Raw genomic sequence first — 20,377 nt, forward strand, 5'->3', positions numbered from 1 at the left:
ATGTCCTTGTCTGTCATGACGATTGCGTCTCCGCGTCTGTTGCGCCGGCTTGCCGGCGCGGCCTTCGGGGCAGCGGCGCTGCTCGCCGGCGCTGTTGCCCACGCAGCCATTCCGATCGAAAGCTGGACGGCCTCCACGGGCGCGAAGGTGTTCTTCGTGCCGAGCCCGTCGATCCCGATGCTTGACGTCAATATCGACTTCGACGCCGGCAGCCGGTATGACCCGCCCGGCAAGGCCGGCCTTGCCACGCTGACCGCTGCGCTGCTCGACAAGGGCGCTAGCGCGCAGGATGGCCAGCCGGCCCGCAATGAGGCGCAGATCGCCGATGCCTTTGCCGATACCGGCGCCGATTTTGGTGGCGCAGCGGGCGGCGACCGTGGCGGCATCGGTTTGCGCACGCTGACCGCTTCGCCAGAACGTGAGCAGTCACTGCGTCTGGCAGCTCAGCTAATCAAGTCGCCGACCTATCCGGACGCCGTGGTGGCACGCGAAAAGCAGCGCCTGATCACGGCAATCCGCGAGGGCGACACACGGCCGGGCGTGATCGCGGACAAGAAGCTGTCGAAGGCGATCTATCCGAATCATCCATATGGCGTATCGGCCACGGCCGAAACTGTCGGGTCGATCACGCATGACGACCTGGTCAAGTTCTGGCAGGACAACTACACGGCGAAGCGCGCCGTGGTGACGTTGATCGGCGCGATCGACCGCAAGCAGGCCGAACAGATCGCCGAGGAACTTACGCGTGGCTTGCCCGCCGGCGCGGCCCCGCCGACGATGCCGGACGTGCAGATGACGATCCCGGCCAGCGAGCAACGGATTCCCCATCCGGCCCAGCAGGCCAGCGTGGCGCTCGGGCAGCCGGCCATCGCGCGCGGCGATCCGGACTATTTCCCGTTGCTGGTCGGTAACTACGTGCTCGGCGGCGGCGGCTTTAGCTCGCGCCTGACCGATCAGGTTCGCGAGAAGCGCGGGCTCACCTACGGTGTGGACAGCTACTTCTCGCCGTCCAAGCAGCCGGGGCCGTTCAGTGTCTCGCTGCAGACCAAGAAGGAAAACACCAACGAGGCGCTGGCGCTGGTGCGCGAGATCGTCGCGAAGTATGTGGCGGAGGGCCCTACGGACGCCGAACTGCGCGCGGCCAAGGACAACCTGGTCAATGGTTTCCCGCTGCGCATCGACAGCAACCGCAAGCTGCTGACCAACGTGGCCAATATCGGCTGGTATGGCCTGCCGCTGGACTACCTGGACACGTGGACGAGCCAGATCAACAAGGTCACGCGCGAACAGGTGCGCGCCGCATTCCAGCGGCATGTGCATCCGGACGCCATGGCGACGGTGATCGTCGGCGGCCCGGAAAAGTGACGCGCCGGACGTGATTTCGCGTGGCTTGGCACCCATGTGTGGGCCGGGCCACCCGCGGCGGCGACTGACCTTGCTGTGCCGGCGCGTGGCAGGCTCTACAATCACGGCATGAATTCGCAATCCCGACCTTCGCCCGCACCGCGCGGGCGAACTTCTGTTCCCCGCAAGTCCCCCACCCAGGTGCGCATCATCGGCGGGCGCTGGAAGCGATCGCTGCTGCCGGTGCTCGAAGCCGAAGGGCTTCGTCCGACACCTGACCGTGTGCGCGAAACGTTGTTCAACTGGCTTGGCCAGGACCTGTCCGGCCTGACCTGCCTCGACCTGTTCGCCGGTTCGGGCGCGCTCGGCTTCGAGGCAGCGTCCCGGGGGGCCAGTGCCGTGACGCTGGTCGAAGCCAACCCGCACGTGGTGCGTCAGCTCCGCGACAACCAGTACCGGCTCGATGCCTCGCAGGTGAAGATCATCCAAAGCGACGCCTTCGCGGCAGCCGCGCAGATGCCGGCGGCCAGCTTCGACGTGGTATTCCTGGACCCGCCCTTTGCCGAAGACTGGCTCGGGCCGGCGCTTGAACACGCGGCGCGTCTGTCACGTCCGGGGGGAGCCATCTATGTCGAAACGGATCGTGCGCTGATCGGCCCCGATGCGCCGATACCGGCGTCCCTGGAGATCGTTCGCCAGGCACGCGCGGGGGCGGTGCATTTCCATCTGCTGCAGCATCGCCTCGCCAACGGCGCTGGCTGACCTGGGTCGTACGACCTCTTTGGTATGCCAGACAAGGGTTTGCGGGCCTGCTGCGGCGCGGCAGAAATGCGGCCTGATGGACTTCCAATTGCCCCGTTTGGGGTTACACTACGCCGCTGTTGTTTGTTCAACGCCCGTCACGCAGCAAGAATCACATTGACTCGGCCCCGCTGATTTGTGGGCCGGCAACGGGCAGCCCAAAGGAGGAAACATGGTCGTCGCCGTCTATCCCGGTACATTCGATCCCATGACCCGGGGACACGAGGATCTCGTCCGCCGTGCGTCGAATATCTTTGACGAACTCGTGGTCGGCGTGGCGCATAGCCCCAACAAGCGGCCGTTCTTCTCGCTCGAGGAGCGTATCGGTATCGCGCGCGAGGTGCTTGGCCACTACCCGAATGTGCGTGTGGAGGGCTTTTCGGGACTTCTCAAGGACTTCGTCCGCAAGAACAATGCGCGCGTGATCGTGCGCGGCCTGCGCGCCGTCTCCGACTTCGAGTACGAGTTCCAGATGGCGGGCATGAACCGCTACCTGCTGCCGGACGTCGAAACGATGTTCCTGACCCCTTCGGACCAGTATCAGTTCATTTCGGGCACGTTCGTGCGTGAAATCGCGGTGCTGGGTGGCGACGTCAGCAAGTTCGTCTTCCCCTCCGTGGAGCGCTGGCTTCAGGAGAAGATCGGCAAAGCCGAATAGAATAGAGGCCTTCGATGCCGTCTCCGTGGCCAGTCGGGCGCGGGCGGATCGCAGGAAGGAAATATCATGGCGCTGATGATCACCGACGACTGCATTAATTGCGACGTTTGTGAGCCTGAGTGCCCGAACGAAGCCATCTCGATGGGGCCCGAGATCTATGAGATCGACCCCGGCAAGTGCACCGAGTGTGTCGGCCATTTCGACGAACCGCAGTGCCAGCAGGTATGCCCTGTGGCGTGTATTCCGAAAGACCCGAACCACGTCGAAACGCACGAGGTGCTGATGCAACGCTATCGGCTGCTCACGGCAGCCAAGCACGTGGCCTGAAGCTGGATCTCTTATCCGGCTGCTATCGTTCCGGCCCCCACAGGCAAGAGCAGAAAAGAGAAACCCCGCGAAACCGTCAGGTTTGCGGGGTTTTTTCTTTGGAGCCGGCTGTCGGGGCGCGTGCTATCGGCCCGTGTGCAGTTCCATCATCGCGCGCTCGCTCTCGCCGCGCGCAAGCGTGCCCAGCGGGCCGATGCAGCGGTCGATCGCTTCGTCGATGGCTTGCTGCTCTTCCTTGCGTGGTGGCTTGAGCACGAAGTTGACCACGTCTTCGCGGCCACCGGCCGCGCCGCCCGGCGCGTTACGCGGATGGCCGACGCCGATGCGCAGACGCCAATAGTCCTGAGTGGTCAGGTGCGCCGAAATGTCCTTGAGGCCATTGTGGCCACCCGAGCCACCGCCGCGCTTGAGCTTGGCCGAGCCGGCGGGCAGATCCATTTCGTCGTGGGCGACCACGATTTCGTCGGGCAGGATCTTGTAAAAGCGCGCCAGCGACACCACGGACAGGCCGGAGCGGTTCATGAACGTGGAAGGCTTGAGCAGCCAGACATCCTGATCCCACAAACGGGCGCGGCCAGCCAGGCCGTGAAAGCGGCTTTCCACGCGCAGGGTTGTGCCACCCATGCGGGCGAGTTGGTCGACAAGCCAGAAGCCGGCGTTGTGCCGGGTGGCTTCGTACTCCGCCCCGGGATTGCCGAGGCCGACGATGAGCTTGATCATGCGTTGAGAACGGAATGCGGTAAATCGGACGCCTGAGGGCACCGTGGAACGCGACACAGGATACGCGAAAAAGCGTACGAAAAAGCCGCGCGAAAAAAAACCGCCGGCGAACCGGCGGTCTTTCTTGATGCGCCAGCGGTTGCGAGACCGCTATGGCATCTGGCGCGAAGACGCTTAGGCAGCGGGCGTTTCTTCGCCGCCTTCGGCAGCTTCCGACGACTGAGCGCCAGCCGGCAGCGTGATGCTGGCGATGGCCGGGTTTTCGTCGCCATGGGTGATGGCGGTCACGCCCTTCGGCAGCTTCAGGTCCGACAGGTGGATGGTCTGGTTCAGCTCGGCTGCGGCCAGATCCACTTCGATGAACTCAGGCAGGTCGGCCGGCAGGCACGACACTTCCAGATCGTTCAGGATGTGGCTGACGATACCGTGGCCCAGCTTCACGCCAGGAGCGGTTTCCTGGTTCATGAAGTGCAGCGGCACCTTCACGTGGATCTTCTCGGTGGCCGACACGCGCTGGAAGTCAACGTGCAGCACCAGCGGCTTGAACGGGTGCATCTGGAACGCACGCAGCAGGGCCTTCTCGGACTTGCCAGCCACTTCCAGATCCAGGATCGACGAGTGGAAGGCTTCCTTCTTCAGGGCGTGCCACAGCGCGTTGTGATCCAGTTCGATCATCTTCGGTTCGGCGGCGCCGCCGTAGATGATGCCGGGGGTCTTGCCCGAATTGCGCAGGCGGCGGCTCGCACCCGTTCCCTGTACGCTACGCTCGAAAGCGACAACTTTCATTTTCAACTCCAAATGTGAAGAAGGCTGTCCGCGACCAGACAGCCTCGACTGGCGGCACGTATCAAGAGATTGCGCCGCCTGAATCACGTTGGCCGCCCATTCAGGCGGCCAACGCAGTAAAGCCAAATATTCTAGCAGGTATCCGCCAGTACCGTCCCGATCAGTGCCGATCAGGCGTCGGCGAACAGCGACATGATCGAATCGCCCCGGACGATCCGGGTGAAGGTCTCGGCCAGCAGCGGGGCGGTCGTGACCTGACGGATCTTGCCGGTCTGACGGGCTTCGTCAGACAGCGGAATCGTGTCGCACACCACCACTTCGTCCAGCGCGGACGCGGCGATGCGGGCAACCGCGCCACCCGACAGCACCGGGTGCGTGCAGTACGCGAATACCTTCTGGGCGCCACGCTCCTTCAGCACCTGCGCAGCCTTGCACAGCGTGCCGCCGGTGTCGATCATGTCGTCCATGATCACGCAGTTGCGGCCGGCGACTTCACCGATGATGTTCATCACCTCGGACACGTTGGCCTTCGGGCGACGCTTGTCGATGATGGCCAGGTCGCAGTCGAGCTGCTTGGCCAGCGCACGGGCGCGCACCACGCCGCCGACGTCCGGAGACACTACCAGCAGATTGCCGTAGTTCTTCTCGCGCAGATCGCCAAGCAGGACCGGGGATGCGTAGATGTTGTCGACGGGGATATCGAAGAAGCCCTGGATCTGGTCAGCGTGCAGGTCCATCGTCAGCACGCGTTCCACGCCGGCCACTTCCAGCATGTTGGCCACGATCTTGGCCGAGATGGCCACGCGCGCCGAACGCGGGCGGCGATCTTGGCGGGCATAGCCGAAGTAGGGCATGGCTGCGGTGATGCTGCGTGCCGAAGCGCGCTTGAGCGCGTCGACCATCACCATCAGTTCCATCAGGTTGTCGTTGGTCGGCGCGCAGGTCGACTGCAGCACGATGACGTGCTTGCCGCGAACGTTTTCCTGGATTTCTACCTGGACTTCACCGTCGGAGAAACGGCCGACCAGAGCCTTGCCGAGCGGAATGCCGAGGTGCTGTACGACAGCCTCCGCGAGTTTAGGGTTGGCATTGCCGGTAAATACCATCAAGCCTTCGACGCTCATTCGGGGCACCTGTCTTGCTACTGGGGGGGCTTTGCGCCACCGGCAATGCCGGCAGCGAATTTCTGCATGTCCGCTCTGGACACTATAGGAAGTAATGGCAGGGGAAGAAGGATTCGAACCTTCGAATGCCGGAATCAAAATCCGGTGCCTTGACCAACTTGGCGACTCCCCTACACAACCTTTAACGTCTGTCGTTGCGCTGACTTTAAACCGTCAGTACATCGCCAGGCGAAAACCTGCTACGCGAACGTTGCGAGCGGGTGATGTGACAAACTTTTCACACACCTGCCATCCCACTCGGATGGCAACCTTTCCATCACTCTCTGCGCAGTCTGCTCGTCTTCAAAGCGGGCAAATACGCAGGCTCCGGAACCGGTCATCCTTGCATGTGGACTGTAATTTTTCAGCCACTCAAGGGCTCGGGCAACTTCGCCGAACTTCGCTGTTGCTATCGTTTCCAGATCGTTGCGACCGAAAGCGAATTTGTTTGTGCAAGCAGCGAAGTCCGCAACTATAGAGATTGGCGAATTCCTTGTCAAGCGTTCGTCCGAAAATATTGCTGCGGTCGGCACATGTTGCCGTGGATGGATGACCACGAACCAGCTGTCCGGCAGCGCCACGGGCGTCAATTCCTCGCCCACGCCCTCGGCGAACGCGTTCTGGCCGAACACGAATACGGGCACGTCCGCGCCGAGCGAAAGGCCGATACGCATCAGTTCTTCGCGCGGCAGGTTCACGCCCCACAGGCGGTTCAGCGCCAGCAGCGTGGTGGCGGCGTCGGACGACCCGCCGCCGATGCCGCCACCCATGGGCAGGATCTTGTCGATGGCGATGTCCACGCCGAAACGCGTGCCGCTGGCCGCCTGCATTGCGCGGGCCGCGCGCACGACGAGGTCGGTATCGGCCGGCACCCCGGGGATGTCGGTAACACGCGTGATCACGCCATCGTCACGGCGATGGAAGTGCAGCGTGTCAGACCAGTCGATGAGCTGGAACACGGTCTGCAACGTGTGGTAGCCGTCGGGGCGGCGGCCGGTCACGTGCAGGAACAGGTTGAGCTTGGCTGGGGCCGGGCAGTTGCGCAGCTCGGGTGGCGGCAGGGCCGTGCCGACGGTCATTCTTTGTTCTCCGGGTCGATTACGAGCCGCACCGACAGCGGCGATTCATTGCCATCGCGTGCCATGTCGATACGGCGGGGCAGCGTGGTCGTGGGCGTGGCGTTCTCGGGCGTGTCCTGCCAGGCCAGGTAGCGCACGGTCCAGCCACTCTGCCGCAGAGTGTCGGGGCGGCCGTTCGCGTCGCGCGTGACGTTCGATGGTGTGCCCGGCGCGGCGCGGCCATGCAGCCAGTCGCGCATGCCCGATACCGGCAACGAGAATCCGAGCGCCTGCTCCATCAGGCTGTCGACCTCGGGCGCATTGCGCGGCGCCTCGTTGGGCAGGTCGAGCGTGGCCCCGGATGGGGTCGCCGTAACGATGGCCAGCGTCTGGCCCAGCGGCGAAACGAGATCGAGCCGCACGTTGCGGCCTTGTTCCTGCCAGCGGAAGCTGCCCTGTACGCCTTCGTTGCGGCCGTAGCGGACGTAGTTGGCGGAGAACCGGCCGGTGTAAAGCTGGCTGGCGGCAGTTTCGCTGGCATCGAAGCCGCGCGTTGGCGTCACGCTGGCGCACGCGGCGAGCCAGAGCGGTGTGGCCAGGCAGAGCAGGGCCAATCGACGGGATCGGAGCATGTTCAAGTGTTGGGATAAATGGCGCACGCCAGAACGAACCGCCCGGGCACTGGCCCGGGCGTGCAACGTGCTTGCCTGATGTGAACTACTTCGACAGCAGGACGTTCTGGTTGTAACGGCGCAGCGTGTCGATCAGCGTCTGATTGTCCGGCTCGACCTTCGCCGCCTCGTTCCACGTCTTGCGTGCCTCGTCGCGCTGGCCGAGCTGCCAGAGCACCTCGCCCAGATGCGCGCCGATTTCGGCCTCGGGGGCCTTGGCAAACGCGTTCTTGAGCAGATCAGCCGCGGGCTGCAGTTCGCCCTGACGGTACTTGACCCACGCCAGGCTGTCCATGATGTAGGGGTCATCCGGTCCGAGCTCGGATGCGCGTTCGAGCAGCTTGCGCGCTTCCGGCAGACGCTCGTTACGGTCGGCCAGCGAGTAGCCGAGCGCGTTGTAGCCCTGCTTCTGGTCGGGCTGCAGCGCGATCACTTTGAGCAGCCCACGCTCCATGCTGTCGTAGCGCTTCTCGCGTTCGTCGAGCATCGCCAGTTCGTAGATCCAGTCCGCATTGTCGGGTTCGGCCTTGACGCGCTCGTCCAGCACCTTGCGCGCGCGGTCGTATGCCTTGCTGTCCATCAGCGCGGCCACCTCGGCCTGGCGGATCGCGGACATGCGCAGGGCGCGCTGCGCGGGATCGGGGATGTCTTCGGCGTCGGCCAGCATGTCGCCAAACACGGCCTGCGCATCGTCGAGCTTGCCCATGCGTGCCAGCAATTGGCCACGCTTGGCCTGCGCGGCCAGGGTCAGGCGCGGGTCCTCGATACGGTCGAGCCAGTCGATTGCCGCGGGATAGTCCTTCTTTTCCTCGGCGATCTGCGCCAGGTACTGGTACGCGATGTCGGGGTTGGCCGCCGGCGACTTCTCCGCCATCTGCAGGTACTCCTTCAGATAGCGTTCGGCATCGTCATAACTGCGCGCCTGCAGGCTGGTCAGTCCCAGAGCCAGCGGCACGCGCGGATCGGTCGGCGCAACCTTGCGCAGGACCTCGAACTCGGCACGGGCCGAATCCATGTCGTTCTGTTGCAGATACAGCCTTGCCAGCGTGATGTGGCCGTTGACCGACGAGGGCGACTTGGCCAGGAAGCGCTTCATCACCGCGATCGACTTGTCGGGGGCCGATTCGGCTTGCATTTCGGCCGACATGAGCGCGGCAGCCTCGAGATTGGGCTTGAGTCGAAGTGCCTCATCAAGCTCGGTCAGTGCACCTTGGCTGTTTCCGGCGATCTCTTGCGCACGCGCCAGGGCCAGGTGGGTTTCCGGCAGCTTCGAATCGTTGGCGGTCAGGCGCTGGAGCACGGCGACTGCGCCTGCGGGGTCACTCGTGCGCGACATCTGCTGCTGCAATTGCAGGATGGCGTCCCCGCGATGCGCGGCCGGCGCCGTCGCCAGTTGGCGGCTCAGCAGGGGCTCGGCTTCCTCCCAGCGTCCGTTGAGCACGAGCAGAGTTGCCAGGACCTGGCTTGCCGCCGGCGATTTCGGCGCCAGCTCGGACCATAGCCGGGCGCCATCCAGCGCCTGCTGCGAACTGCGCGCGTTGAATGCGATTTCGGTGGCGCGCTGGGCCAGTCTCGGGTCACGCGTTTCGCGAGCAAGATCAAGATAGGTCCGGTATGACGCGCCGGCCATCCCACGTTGCAGCGAGATTTCCGCCGCCAGCACCCGGTAGAGGATGTCCGGCGACAGCGAAACATTGGGTAGCGGCGTCCGCTGCGCGCGTGCTGCCGACGATGGCGCCGGAACGTCGATGACCTCGTCATCGTTCTGGGCAACCTTGGCCGATGCGGCATGGGAAGCGAGCGAAACCAGCGCCAGGCACGCGGCCACGCCCAAGGCGCGCGCATGGCGACGGAAACGTCCGGCGGGGGAAATCGTCGGACCGGTGACAGTGAAAGCTTTCATTTGCGAAGATTCCGGGCGCATGGCCTGAAAGGACGAAAGATGGTCCTGCATGAAATCGATGCTCCGGCGCGCGGGGGCGTTGCAGTCAATGGAGGCATTGTAGCCTGCCGCTACAATGCGCTGCTTGCCTTGCCCGGCGCCCTTGGGTTGGCTACGTACGGCAACCCGCACAATGCGCGCCGCTTCCGGTCACATGGCAGGGCAAATCCTGCCTCGTTGGATCAGAAAAACAGGCAAGAGGTTCTTGGGAACTGATTAGATAAGGGCTGACAAGGGTCCGGAAGCCTGCTGCCGGCCGGCGGATGGACTAAAGGGGGGGCGATGCCAGAACTGCCGGAAGTCGAAGTTACGCGGCGCGGGTTGCTGCCACACGTAGTGGGCCGCCGCATTGCCGACGTGATCGTGCGCCACCGGGGCTTGCGCTGGCCGGTCGAGCCGGAGTTGGAGGCGCGACTGACGGGCCGCATCATCGGCCGTATCGAGCGACGCGGCAAGTATCTGCTGCTGGAATGCCTGCCGCCGGCCGACGCGACCCGGGCGGGGACAGGCGAGGACGCCGCGCCGGGCTGGCTGCTGGTGCACCTGGGCATGACGGGCACGCTGCGCGTCTATCCCGCTCCGCCCGCGCCGGGCGCGCACGATCATCTCGACCTGTTGCTGGCTGCCGGCCCGGATACCGCGGAGGCAGAGCCGGTTGTCCTGCGTTTCCGCGACCCGCGCCGCTTCGGCGCCATTCTCTGGACTCCGCTTGCCGAATCGGACCTGCCCGGGCATCCGCTGCTGAGCAGGCTCGGCATCGAGCCCTTCGACCCGCGCTTCGACGGCGCCTGGCTACATCGTGGCATGCGCGGGCGCTCCATGGCGATCAAGCAGGCTCTGCTGGCGGGCGACGTGGTCGTCGGCGTTGGCAACATCTACTGCTCCGAGAGCCTGTTTCGCGCGGGCATTCGGCCGACCACGCAGGCCGGGCGGCTGAGCCTGGCGCGTTGCGAGAAGCTGGCCGTGGCCGTGCGCGAGACGCTGGCGGAGGCCATCGCACGCGGCGGCAGCACATTGCGCGACTTCGTCGGCAGCGACGGCAGTAGCGGCTATTTCCAGCTCGACTGTTTTGTCTACGATCGTGCCGGCGAGCCATGTCGCATTTGCGGCACTCCGATCCGTCAGATCCTGCAAGGCCAGCGATCGACGTTCTATTGCCCGCACTGCCAGCATTGATCCGTCACCGGGGCGCAAAGCCTGTCCGGGACGGTCTGGCACGCGCCGAACCGGTCTGGATTTCTTGTTGAAATCGCCTGCCGATGGGTCGGCGCAACACTCGCGCAAGTGGAATGCCGTAAGGGGCGTGAATTCCACAAAATCGTGCAAGAAACCTGTATCGTGTGCGCAGACATAAAAAGTTACAAAATGCGCCAAGCCACCCTGTCGACGGGGCATGGACCTGGCCGTCGACTTGCCCAGGGACCGCAGGGTCAGTGGAACCATCCCGGGGCCAGTTGTGCAATACGAGCCCGAAACCAATAAATCCGAGCCGAAAAGCGAACCACTCCATGACGAGCCTCGCACAGCAATTCGAACAATATGGCGCCTGGAGAACCGGGGTTCTTCATTCTCTCGCCGACTTCCAGTCCTGGCTGCAGCAATACGATCTTTATGACGCCACCGCGGAAGACCGCGTGCAGCGCATCCAGAACGTGCTCAGGAGCGACCGGCTCAAGGTCGCGTTCATCGCCGAGTTCTCGCGCGGCAAGAGCGAACTGATCAACGCCATCTTCTTTGCCGACTACGGTCGGCGCATCTTGCCGTCGTCGGCGGGCCGCACCACGATGTGCCCGACGGAGTTGCGCTACGACGAGAACGAGGCGCCGTGCATCCGGCTGCTGCCGATCGAGACGCGCTTGCAGGATGCGTCCACGGCGGACTTCATGGAGCCCGGTTCGGCGAATTCTCACTGGACTACGGTACCGCTCGACCCGTCGTCACCCGAGGGCATGCTGGCCGCGTTCCAGCACGTGGTGGAGACCACGCGCGTGAGCCCGGCCGAGGCCGAGGCGCTGGGCCTGTACAACGAGAACGATCCGGATGCCGCCTGGGCAGTGGACGCCGATGGCATGGTGGAGATCTCGCGCTGGCGCCATGCGGTGATCAACTTCCCGCATCCGCTGCTGCGCCAGGGTCTGGTGATCCTGGACACGCCGGGCCTGAACGCGATCGGTACCGAACCTGAACTGACGCTGCGCCTGATTCCCGATGCGCACGTGGTGGTATTCGTGCTGGCCGCCGATGCCGGCGTGACCAAGAGCGACCTCGATCTCTGGCGCAGCCATGTGGGCGCCGGCCATCGCCGCGGCTGCCTGGCCGTGCTGAACAAGATCGATGGTCTCTGGGACCCGCTCAAGTCATCATCCGAGATTGCGTCGGAGATTTCGCGCCAGGTCCGTACGACCGCGCAGACGCTCGGCATCGAGGAACGCCGGGTCTACCCGGTATCGGCACAGAAGGGCTTGGTGGCCAAGGTCACCAACGACGAGCCGATGCTCGTGCGCAGCAACCTGATGCAGTTCGAGCACGTGCTGTCGGACCAGCTCATTCCGCAGCGACGCGAGATCGTGGCCGACCAGGTACAGCGCTTGGTGCAGGAGATGTCGCGCGGCGCCCAGCAACTGCTGCAGAGCCGCCGGCGCGATATCGTCGAGCAGTTGTTCGAGTTACGCGGCCTGCGTGGCAAGAATCATGCGATGGTCAAGCACATGCTGATGCGCGTGCAGAGCGAGAAGGAGGAGTTCGAGCAGAGCATCGCGAAGTTCCAGGCGCTGCGGCTGGTCTTCGGGCGGCATAGCGCGGACATCATCAAGAGCCTGCAACTGCGCGACGTGCGCCGCACGATGCGCGATGCGCGCGAGCAAATGAAGGAGCGCTTCTTCTCGCGCGGCCTGCGCGAGGATATGGAAGCGCTGTTCGGCCAGCTTACCGGGTTGATTACCGACGCCGATCAGAAGATCGTCGGCTTGCACCAGCTCGTGGAAAGCATGTATCGGCGCTTCAATGCCGAACATGGTTTCACGCTGCCTTCGCCGATGCAGTTCGTGACGTCGCGCTATACCAACGAACTGCAGGAAACGCTGCAATTGGTGAACACGCATTTCGGCGCCGTGCACATGCTGACGCGCTCGCGTCCGCAACTGGTGCAGAACGCGTTCGCGACGATGGCCAGCCGCGTGCTCGAGAACTTCCGCGATCTGAATCGCGATATCGAGATCTGGCTGAAGTCGGTGATGACGCCGCTCGAGGCGCAGGTACGCGAGCACCAGAAGCAATTGCGCCGACGCGTCGATTCGATCGAGCGTATCCACGAGGCCACGGACACGCTGGAATCGCGCATTGCCGAACTTGAGGAAGTGCTGAACGGGCTCGATGAGCGGAGCACCAAGATCGAGAGCTTTGCGCGCAGGCTGGTGGACGCGCCCCCGGAAGCAACGGCGCGCGCGGCGTAGTCGGTGCGTTCCCCCCTCGTCCACTTGTGGGGGAGGGGGCAGGCCCGGCCATCTGGGAAGGGTATTGCAACCGCCGATGTATCATGTGGCGCCGCCAGTGAGCGGCGCTTTTTCTTTTCAAGATCCCGCAATGCCCCGCAAGCCTGCCGCCGCCCCCGCCATGCCCGAAACCATCGCCGTGCCATCCGATTTCGGTATGCGCGTGGTGACGTGGCAGCGCCAGCACGGACGGCACGACCTGCCCTGGCAGAACACACGCGATCCGTATCGCATCTGGCTGTCCGAGATCATGCTGCAGCAGACGCAGGTGGCAGCGGTGATCGAGTATTTCCAGCGCTTCGTGACGGCGCTGCCCACGGTTGCCGCTCTGGCGGCAGCGTCTGCCGACGAGGTCATGGCATTGTGGGCCGGGCTGGGCTACTACTCGCGCGCGCGCAATCTTCATCGCTGCGCCAAGACCGTGGTGGATGAGCACGCTGGCGTGTTTCCGACCGACCCCGAGGTGCTCGTGACGCTGCCCGGCATCGGTCGCTCCACGGCTGCGGCGATCGCGGCGTTCAGTGCCGGCGTTCGTTCTCCGATCCTTGACGGCAACGTCAAGCGCGTCTTCGCGCGGGTGTTCGGCATTCACGGTTATCCCGGCGAGCGTGCGATCGAAAATCGGATGTGGGCGCTGGCCGAACAGGCGCTGCCGCCTGCCGGACGTCATCAGGCAGATCACATGGTGGCCTACACGCAGGGATTGATGGACCTCGGCGCCACGATTTGCTCGCGCGGCAAGCCAGCCTGTCTGGCCGACGCAGAGGCGTGCCCGCTCGTAGCCGATTGCCTGGCCCGCAAGGACAACCTCACCGCCGTGCTGCCCACGCCGAAGCCACGCGCGGCGATTCCGGAGCGCAGCACCGTGATGCTGATCGTCCGGCATGGACGTGATGTGCTGGTGCAGTTGCGTCCCAGCCGCGGCATCTGGGGCGGGTTGTGGAGCCTGCCCGAAATGCCGGTCGACACGGTACCGTTCGATTCGGAGGCCGCCGAGGAATCGGCGCTGGAGTTAGCCCGCGCGTATGGCTTGCCTGCGCGCGCATATCTGGCTGGCGAGCTGACGCACGTGTTTACTCATTTTCGCTTGCTGATTCGCGCGATTCGCGTCGATCTGGACACTGTCGCGCTTGAAGGTGATGCCGCGAGCCGGTGGCTGTCTCTTGACGATCTCGATATGCTGGGCACCCCGGCCCCGGTGCGCAAGCTGCTGGAAGATCAGGCGAGGCTCGGACTTTTCTGAGTTGCCCGTTCAGAAAGCGGCTCAGACGATGTGGTGCTGTCGCATGTAGCGATGCACGATCTCGATGCGCACGCCGGCATCAGGTAGCTCCATCAGCATCTGCTTGGCCTTGAGTGGCACCGGCAACAACTCGCACAGCCGGTTGACCACCCAGCTCGGATCGTCCCAGAGATAGGGCTCTCCGAAGGGCAGTTTCGGCTTGTCGGGCTGGTCTGTGTGGAGCGAGGTCACGATTCGACGCAACGCGGCCAGGCACTCGCCCAGCAATTCCAGCTTGCAGTCGATGACATCCGGAGGCAGCAGTTCCACGTTCGCCACGAGCAAGCCGTCATCGCGCGTGGCGTGGGACAGCACCCGGAAGCGTTGGCGTCCGCGTGTTTCAATCAGCAGGACGCCGAGTTGCTCCACGTTGCAATCGACGATCTCCGCAAGACAGCCGATGGATTCAGGTTCGGTGGTCTGGCCCGGCTGCGCGACTTCCTCTCCGGTGGCAATCAGACAGACGCCGAACGGCAGATGGTCGCGCATACAGTTGCGCACCATGTCGACGTAGCGTTTCTCGAATACACGGAGAGGCAGACGGCCGTCTGGAAACAGGACCGTGTGCAGAGGGAACAGCGGCAGCGCATCCAGGGTAGCGGAATCGGATGCGGTGCCGGAAAGAAAGGTCGACATGCGGTTGGCCGGCTCCAGTCATGGGAAAACGGCGGGGCGCCGCGCGTCAGCCAGCGGGGGCCAACTCGCGGTGTCTGACCAGCACATTACCATGTGCCCGGAAGTAGTTGGCAAGTCTTTCCGCGATGAACACGGAACGGTGCTGGCCTCCGGTGCAGCCGATGGTGACGGTCAGGTAGCTGCGGTTGTCCGCAATGAAACTCGGCAGCCACTTCTCCACATAGGCGCGGATATCCTCGGCCATGGCCAGCACCATTGGCTGGCTCTGCAGGAAGTCGATGACTGGCGCATCGCGCCCAGTGAGCGGGCGCAGCGCGAGATCGTAATAGGGGTTCGGCAGGGAGCGCACGTCGAAGACGAGATCGGCGTCGCTGGGCACGCCGTGCTTGAACCCGAACGATTCAAACAGCAGCGTGAGCTGCTGGCTGTTCTTGTTCTCGTTCTCGTCTTGAATCAGTTCCTTGATCCAGCTGCGCAGCGTATTGGTGCGCACGTTGCTGGTGTCGATGCGGTGAGCCGATTCCGCCAGCGGGCTTAGCAGCTCCCGCTCCTTCTCGATGGCCTCGATCAGCGAGGTATCGTTGGGCGTGCCAGCGGCCGCGCCAACGTCGACTTGTGCCGAAAGCGGGTGGCGCCGGCGCGTTTCCGAGTAGCGCTGAACCAGCGCATCGGTGCTGGCGGTCAGGTACAGCACCTGTACCTGATGGTTCGCGGCCAGCTCTCGCACCGTATCGGGCAGTCGCGCGAGCGATTCGCGGCTGCGAATGTCGGTGGCGACACCAAGCTGTGAGTAACCCTGATCCGCCAGATAGCAGGCGAGATCGGGGATGAACTGGGCCGGCAAGTTGTCGACGCAGTAGTACCCCGCGTCCTCCAGTACGTTCAGCGCGACTGACTTGCCTGAGCCGGAAATTCCGGTGATAAGGATGATCCGCATAGCGATGCAAGCATAGCATCGCGTGATGGCGGCGTCATGACACCTTCCCTAAAGCAAAATGGCGAATCGTCGCCGATTCGCCATCATTGCCACGGGATCTGTCAGATCTGGCGATCAGGCCGCCGGCTTTGACAAGCAATCGCTCATGGACTTCTTGTAGTCGTCGCCCTTCTTGCCCTTGTTTTCCTTCGAGCAGGCCGACATCTTTTCCTGCTGGGTCTTCGGTGCGGCCGGCGCGGTGGCTGCCGCGCTGCCCGACAGACAATCGCTCATGGACTTCTTGTAGTCGTCGCCCTTCTTGCCCTTGTTCTGCTTGGAGCAGGCCGACATCTTTTCTTGCTGCGCGGTCGGGGCTTTGCCAGATTTTTCAGCGGCCGGGGCCGAGGCGCCTTGGGCGAACGCGCCCGTGGCGAACAGAGGGGTAACCAGCACGCACATCGCGATCAGTTTCTTCATGCTTCTCTCCTGGCTGTGGAAACACATCATGGCCGGACGCCGACCTTCAGGATGCAGCGCGGCGGCTGGCGGTACCGGACTGGGCTCGATGCCCATTGAAGCACAAAACGGCGCACGCCCAAAGCGCGTTGACGAGGGGAGGCCGGCCGCTTGTAAGCAATTGAAAGCGACGCCGGCGTTTCACAAAACTGCCGGAATTGTCTGATCAGAGCAGCCGACCCTGGCCGCGGGAAACCACGTCAGCCTGCATTGCTGCCCGCTGACGATCCATGAAGTCGCGGAGGGTATCGATGCCGCGCAGGCGCAGTATCGTGTTGCGGACGGCGGCTTCCACCAGCACGGCGAGGTTTCGGCCGGCTGCCACCTGGATCTTCACCATGTGGATCGGGAGGCCAAGAACGTCGAGGTACTGGGAATCAAGCGGCAGGCGCTCGAACTCGCCGTCGTTGCGGCGCACCAATTGCACCACGAGCTTGAGCTTCATCTTCCGCCGCACGGCGGTCTCACCGAAGATCGTCTTGATGTCGAGCAGGCCCAGGCCGCGGACTTCAAGCAGGTTCTGCAGCAGCGGCGGGCAGCGGCCCTCAATGAAATCCGGGCCAAGCCGCACGAAATCGACGGCGTCGTCGGCCACCAGGCCGTGTCCGCGCGAGATCAGTTCCAGGCCCAGTTCGCTCTTGCCAAGGCCCGACTCACCCATGATCAGCACGCCCATGCCGAGGATGTCGAGGAACACGCCGTGCATGGTGACGCGCGGTGCGGAGATGCGCGACAGGTACAGGCGGAGGTGGTCGATGACGGCCGCCGAGGATACCGGCGTCGTGAACAGTGGAGTCGATGAGCGCGTGCAGCGCAGTTCCAGGTCGGGCGGCGGCTCCATGCCATCCGCCACCACCAGGAATGGCGGCTCCAGCAGGATCAGCTCGCCCATCTGACGCTTGCGGGGTTCGTCGTCGAGGCGCTGGTAGTAAAGGATCTCGGGTTTGCCGAGTACCTGAATCCGGTTCGGGTGGATCAGGTTCAGGTGGCCGACCAGATCGGCAGCCGATGTTGCCTCCCGCGCGAATTCCACGTCGAAGGCACGATCGGCCCCTTCCAGACCGGCGACCCAGGAGAGTTTGATGTCGGCTGCGTTGTCGTCGAAGATCGACTGGGAGGTGACGCCGGTGAGTTCCATGCGGGATGACTTTTCGGGAGGGGCTGTATCGCGGGTATCGCGTCAGGCTGCGCTGGCCTGCCGTCGTGTCAGGGGTGCCACTGGGTCAGTAACTCGTGGACCGCTTCGGGCGTGGGTAACGTGGCCAGTCCTTCACGCATTTCCCGGTCCGACAACAACTGGGCGATTTCCGAAAGAATCTCCAGATGCTGCTGGGTGGCCTGCTCGGGCACAAGCAGGAAGATCAGCAGCGACACCGGTTTGCCGTCGGGCGATTCGAACGGAATTGGCTCGGCCAGGCGCATGAAGGCAGCCAGAGGCTGCTTGAGTCCCTTGATGCGGCCATGCGGAATGGCGACGCCGGCGCCAAGACCGGTGGACCCGAGCGATTCGCGCGCGAACAGGTTGTCGGTCACGGTGGCCCGGGCTACGCCATGGTTGTTCTCGAACAGGAGCCCGGCTTGCTCGAAGACCCGCTTCTTGCTGGTGACGGTGACGTCGAGATTAATGTTGCCGGGTGGCAGCAATTTGGCCAAACGATTCATGGGCGATGCACGAGGAGTCAGAAAGGCGAGCCGACGCACATGAGTCGTCCCGCTGCGTTGGGCAATTCAGGCTATTGAGCGCAAAAGGACGCCCGCATTGGAGCGTCCGGCCATTATAGAGCAGGGCCACTGCGCACTTGTGCGCTGCGGCGCCGGCGCCGCGAGTGGTGCCGCGAGCTTGCCGGTCGGATTGCCCACCCAGAAAACTGCCACCCGCCATCGCGTGATCTTTTGCCACGCGGAATGCCGGGCCGGTTGTCCGGGGCCGTCCTGTCTGTAGTTGTTGTATGGCGCAGCATACACCGAGCGGCGTCAGTTGCGAACACCCCCGGCTGACCAAATGTTGCAGGGCTGGTACTCGGGTAACGGGTGCGCCAGCGGCGCGTCCGCCTCGCGCCCATCAAAAAAGCCGCGCAGATGCGCGGCTTTGCTCTTCCTATCTATCCTCTAAGGGGCGACCTGGTGTCGCCGCCAACTTATTGTTGTTGTAGTTGTTCGGCGGCCATCTGGTACTTGACCGCTTCCCGGTCATGCCCTTGCACGCGGTCCTTGTAGCGGATCACCTGGCGGTCGAGCTTGTCGACCAGGCAGTCGATTGCAGCATAAAGGTCTTCATGATGCGCTTCGACGAAGATGTCCTTGCCCTTGAGGTGCAGGTTGATTTCCGCGTACTGACGCTTGTCCTTTTCCTTATGGTTGTCTACGGATAGCAGCACGCTTACGCCAATGACCTGATCGAAATGTCTGACAATTCGCTCCAGTTTCGTTTCCACATACTCACGCAGCGGCGGCGTGATGTCGAGGTGGTGTCCACTGATCTTGAAGTTCATAGCGCTTCTCCTTCTGAAAGAGCCGCACCAGGCAGGCGGTTGCGGCTCGGCTACAAAGTCTTGCGGAGATTGACTGCGGGGATCTTCAGCGCTTCGCGGTACTTGGCCACCGTGCGGCGTGCGACCACAAAGCCCTGTTCGCCCAGCAACTCGGCGATGCGGCTGTCGGAAAGGGGATTCCTGGGTTCTTCGGCTCCTATCAGTTGCTTGATCAGCGCGCGGATCGCCGTGGATGAGGCCGCGCCGCCAGTCTCCGTGGAGACGTGGCTACCAAAGAAGTACTTCAACTCGAAAGTACCCATCGGCGTGGCCATGTATTTATTCGTAGTCACCCGGGAAATGGTCGACTCGTGTAGACCCAGTGTATCGGCAATCTCCCGCAAAACCAAGGGGCGCATCGCGATTTCCCCGTGCGAGAAAAAGTTCCTTTGACGCTCCACAATTGCCTGCGCAACACGCAGGATCGTGTCGAAACGCTGCTGAATGTTCTTGATGAGCCACCGCGCCTCCTGGAGCTTCTGCTGCAGCCCGGCCGCGCCCGCTTCCCCTTTTGCACCGCGCAAAATCTGCGCGTACATGTCGTTGATGCGCAGACGCGGCATCACGTCGGGATTGAGCTGTGCGATCCAGCTACTGCCACTCTTGCGCACGAACACATCCGGTACCACGAAGTCCGCTTCCGGACGGCTGTAGGCATGTCCGGGATACGGTGCGAGCGAGCGGATCAGATCGTGCGCGGCCTTAAGTGCAATTTCGTCAACCTGCAGGGCTTTCTTGAGCCGCGTGTAGTCACGCACGGCCAATAACTCCAGGTGGTGGTTGACGATCGATAATGCAAGGTCCCGCTGCGGATGTTGCAGACGGCGCAGTTGCAGGGTGAGGCATTCCGCCGCGTTGCGCGCACCCACGCCAGGCGGGTCGAAGCTCTGCAGCAGGGTCAGTATCGCCTGCACTTCATCGACTTCGAATTCGAGTTCCTTGGGCAGTTCCGAACAGATCTCGTCGAGCGTTGCGCCCAGGTAGCCGTCGTCGTCAAGCGACTCGATCAGGAAGATGGCCAGGCCCTTGTCACGCGTGGAGATCTTCAGCGGCGTGAGCTGTTCCATCAGGTATTCGCGCAGCGTGGGTTCCGCTTCGCGAAGCTGCATCGGCGTCTTCTCGTCATCATCGCCCTGAGGCCGGCGAGCGAAATCGTCCAGGCTCCAGTCGCTGCCGTAATCGTCACCCGCGCTGTCGCCGTAGCTGTCGTCTTCGCCATTGGCGCCGTTCGCGCGATCGTCGCCGTTACCTTGCGGTTCGGAAGATGCTGGCGCCGGGGCGCTTTGCACGTTGACCGACCCGTCCGCGGCCACGCGCAGCGGGCTTTCGATCCAGTCGTTCTCGCGTTCGAGCAGTGGATTCTCGGTCAGCGCCTGCTCGACTTCCTGTTGCAGCTCCAGTGTGGATAACTGCAGCAGCCGGATGGACTGCTGCAGTTGAGGAGTCAGAGCCAGATGCTGGGAAAGTCGAAGCTGAAGCGATGGTTTCATGCGACCTATTCTATGCGCATCTTCCCGTTGTTGGAACGGAAATTG

General features: G+C 63.5%; 20 protein-coding genes and 1 tRNA gene. 7 read left to right on the forward strand and 14 right to left on the reverse strand.

Features of this window, described 5'->3' with window-relative positions; translation table 11 throughout:
* The 4 genes from RMET_RS01440 to RMET_RS01455 all read left to right on the forward strand — a co-directional run bounded on the left by RMET_RS01440 (window position 1) and on the right by RMET_RS01455 (window position 3,130).
* On the forward strand, window positions 1–1,365 hold the full coding sequence (locus RMET_RS01440; RefSeq protein WP_011515173.1) for a M16 family metallopeptidase: 1,365 nt from the start codon (window positions 1–3) through the stop codon (window positions 1,363–1,365).
* 108 nt (window positions 1,366–1,473) lie between these two features.
* A complete protein-coding gene (gene rsmD / locus RMET_RS01445) occupies window positions 1,474–2,106 on the forward strand; it encodes a 16S rRNA (guanine(966)-N(2))-methyltransferase RsmD (RefSeq protein WP_011515174.1) in 633 nt (210 codons plus the stop codon).
* A gap of 211 nt (window positions 2,107–2,317) precedes the next feature.
* Complete coding sequence (gene coaD / locus RMET_RS01450) at window positions 2,318–2,803, forward strand: pantetheine-phosphate adenylyltransferase (RefSeq protein WP_011515175.1); 486 nt, start codon at window positions 2,318–2,320, stop codon at window positions 2,801–2,803.
* Between the two features lie 66 nt (window positions 2,804–2,869).
* Entirely contained in the window at window positions 2,870–3,130 is a 261-nt protein-coding gene (locus tag RMET_RS01455) for a YfhL family 4Fe-4S dicluster ferredoxin (protein WP_008650933.1), read from the forward strand.
* Window positions 3,131–3,253: 123 nt separating this feature from the next.
* Here the strand turns inward: RMET_RS01455 and pth are convergent, their stop codons facing one another.
* From pth to RMET_RS01490, 7 genes are all read right to left on the reverse strand, one after another.
* On the reverse strand, window positions 3,254–3,850 hold the full coding sequence (gene pth / locus RMET_RS01460) for an aminoacyl-tRNA hydrolase (RefSeq protein ID WP_011515176.1): 597 nt from the start codon (window positions 3,848–3,850) through the stop codon (window positions 3,254–3,256).
* A gap of 174 nt (window positions 3,851–4,024) precedes the next feature.
* The gene (locus RMET_RS01465) at window positions 4,025–4,636 is read right to left on the reverse strand and encodes a 50S ribosomal protein L25/general stress protein Ctc (RefSeq protein WP_011515177.1); all 612 of its coding nucleotides are present in this window, start codon (window positions 4,634–4,636) and stop codon (window positions 4,025–4,027) included.
* 170 nt (window positions 4,637–4,806) lie between these two features.
* On the reverse strand, window positions 4,807–5,760 hold the full coding sequence (locus tag RMET_RS01470; RefSeq protein WP_008650936.1) for a ribose-phosphate pyrophosphokinase: 954 nt from the start codon (window positions 5,758–5,760) through the stop codon (window positions 4,807–4,809).
* Window positions 5,761–5,855: 95 nt separating this feature from the next.
* Window positions 5,856–5,932, reverse strand: a tRNA-Gln gene (locus RMET_RS01475).
* Window positions 5,933–5,999: 67 nt separating this feature from the next.
* Complete coding sequence (gene ispE / locus RMET_RS01480) at window positions 6,000–6,878, reverse strand: 4-(cytidine 5'-diphospho)-2-C-methyl-D-erythritol kinase (RefSeq protein WP_011515178.1); 879 nt, start codon at window positions 6,876–6,878, stop codon at window positions 6,000–6,002.
* On the reverse strand, window positions 6,875–7,489 hold the full coding sequence (lolB, locus tag RMET_RS01485; RefSeq protein ID WP_011515179.1) for a lipoprotein insertase outer membrane protein LolB: 615 nt from the start codon (window positions 7,487–7,489) through the stop codon (window positions 6,875–6,877). Before lolB ends, ispE begins: the two co-directional genes overlap by 4 nt.
* A gap of 85 nt (window positions 7,490–7,574) precedes the next feature.
* A complete protein-coding gene (locus RMET_RS01490; protein WP_011515180.1) occupies window positions 7,575–9,482 on the reverse strand; it encodes a tetratricopeptide repeat protein in 1,908 nt (635 codons plus the stop codon).
* A gap of 270 nt (window positions 9,483–9,752) precedes the next feature.
* Here RMET_RS01490 and mutM point away from each other — a divergent pair, with 270 nt between their 5' ends.
* From mutM to mutY, 3 genes are all read left to right on the forward strand, one after another.
* Complete coding sequence (gene mutM / locus RMET_RS01495; protein ID WP_011515181.1) at window positions 9,753–10,646, forward strand: bifunctional DNA-formamidopyrimidine glycosylase/DNA-(apurinic or apyrimidinic site) lyase; 894 nt, start codon at window positions 9,753–9,755, stop codon at window positions 10,644–10,646.
* 332 nt (window positions 10,647–10,978) lie between these two features.
* Complete coding sequence (locus RMET_RS01500; protein WP_029306757.1) at window positions 10,979–12,922, forward strand: dynamin family protein; 1,944 nt, start codon at window positions 10,979–10,981, stop codon at window positions 12,920–12,922.
* Between the two features lie 130 nt (window positions 12,923–13,052).
* The gene (mutY, locus tag RMET_RS01505) at window positions 13,053–14,204 is read left to right on the forward strand and encodes an A/G-specific adenine glycosylase (protein WP_029306756.1); all 1,152 of its coding nucleotides are present in this window, start codon (window positions 13,053–13,055) and stop codon (window positions 14,202–14,204) included.
* A gap of 21 nt (window positions 14,205–14,225) precedes the next feature.
* On the opposite strand, the gene RMET_RS01510 is transcribed toward mutY, so the two are convergent.
* The 7 genes from RMET_RS01510 to RMET_RS01540 all read right to left on the reverse strand — a co-directional run bounded on the left by RMET_RS01510 (window position 14,226) and on the right by RMET_RS01540 (window position 20,332).
* Window positions 14,226–14,879: an LON peptidase substrate-binding domain-containing protein gene (locus RMET_RS01510; RefSeq protein WP_011515184.1), complete on the reverse strand. Its 654-nt coding sequence runs from the start codon at window positions 14,877–14,879 to the stop codon at window positions 14,226–14,228.
* A gap of 46 nt (window positions 14,880–14,925) precedes the next feature.
* Window positions 14,926–15,816, reverse strand: coding sequence for an RNase adapter RapZ (gene rapZ / locus RMET_RS01515; RefSeq protein ID WP_011515185.1), 891 nt, complete (start codon window positions 15,814–15,816; stop codon window positions 14,926–14,928).
* 114 nt (window positions 15,817–15,930) lie between these two features.
* On the reverse strand, window positions 15,931–16,272 hold the full coding sequence (locus RMET_RS01520; RefSeq protein ID WP_017511023.1) for a PsiF family protein: 342 nt from the start codon (window positions 16,270–16,272) through the stop codon (window positions 15,931–15,933).
* Window positions 16,273–16,477: 205 nt separating this feature from the next.
* Window positions 16,478–17,449, reverse strand: coding sequence for an HPr(Ser) kinase/phosphatase (gene hprK / locus RMET_RS01525; RefSeq protein WP_008650955.1), 972 nt, complete (start codon window positions 17,447–17,449; stop codon window positions 16,478–16,480).
* Window positions 17,450–17,517: 68 nt separating this feature from the next.
* A complete protein-coding gene (ptsN, locus tag RMET_RS01530; RefSeq protein WP_017511024.1) occupies window positions 17,518–17,973 on the reverse strand; it encodes a PTS IIA-like nitrogen regulatory protein PtsN in 456 nt (151 codons plus the stop codon).
* Window positions 17,974–18,449: 476 nt separating this feature from the next.
* Entirely contained in the window at window positions 18,450–18,803 is a 354-nt protein-coding gene (gene hpf, locus RMET_RS01535) for a ribosome hibernation-promoting factor, HPF/YfiA family (RefSeq protein ID WP_008650960.1), read from the reverse strand.
* A 50-nt stretch (window positions 18,804–18,853) separates the two neighbouring features.
* On the reverse strand, window positions 18,854–20,332 hold the full coding sequence (locus tag RMET_RS01540; RefSeq protein WP_011515189.1) for an RNA polymerase factor sigma-54: 1,479 nt from the start codon (window positions 20,330–20,332) through the stop codon (window positions 18,854–18,856).
* Between the last annotated feature and the right edge of the window lie 45 nt (window positions 20,333–20,377).

It is taken from the genome of Cupriavidus metallidurans CH34, assembly GCF_000196015.1.
GTDB lineage: Bacteria > Pseudomonadota > Gammaproteobacteria > Burkholderiales > Burkholderiaceae > Cupriavidus > Cupriavidus metallidurans.